Annotated in this window: 2 tRNA genes; both read left to right on the forward strand. The window is 43.3% G+C overall.

Going from position 1 to position 665, the window contains the following annotated elements:
* Window positions 1-95: 95 nt before the first annotated feature.
* Window positions 96-171 (forward strand) — tRNA-Glu (locus Q4557_RS19825).
* Window positions 172-278: 107 nt separating this feature from the next.
* A tRNA-Glu gene (locus Q4557_RS19830) sits at window positions 279-354 on the forward strand.
* The last annotated feature ends 311 nt before the right edge of the window (window positions 355-665 follow it).

The raw sequence follows: 665 nt of genomic DNA on the forward strand, positions 1-665 counted from the left end.
TATTTTTATTAAGAGCACGGCGGTTTCACTTTAATAGCCTTCTAAAGTGTTACTTATAGGTCTTCGTTATATTAGAAGTAAAACAATATGTCCGGGTCCCCTTCGTCTAGAGGCCTAGGACACCGCCCTTTCACGGCGGTAACAGGGGTTCGAATCCCCTAGGGGATACCACAATTTTAAAATTATTGGTTTATTTCGATAGTTTAAAACAAGCGTTAAGTTTTAGCCTACAGAACTTAATGAGTTATTCACTCTTTGCAGAGTCTAATGCAGTCCGGGTCCCCTTCGTCTAGAGGCCTAGGACACCGCCCTTTCACGGCGGTAACAGGGGTTCGAATCCCCTAGGGGATACCACAATTTTAAAATTATTGATTTATTTCGATAGTTTGAACAAGCGTTAAGTTTTAGCCTACAGAACTTAATGAGTATTCACTCTTTGCAGAGTCTAATGCAGTCTGGGTCCCCTTCGATTAAAGAAGAGATGCCTAGGACACCGCGCTATTTTTATTAAGAGCACGGCGGTTTCACTTTAATAGCCTTCTAAAGTGTTACTTATAGGTCTTCGTTATATTAGAAGTGAAACAATATGTCCGGGTCCCCTTCGTCTAGAGGCCTAGGACACCGCCCTTTCACGGCGGTAACAGGGGTTCGAATCCCCTAGGGGA

This window comes from Shewanella sp. 5_MG-2023 (assembly GCF_030547465.1).
In the GTDB taxonomy this organism is placed as follows: Bacteria; Pseudomonadota; Gammaproteobacteria; order Enterobacterales; family Shewanellaceae; genus Shewanella.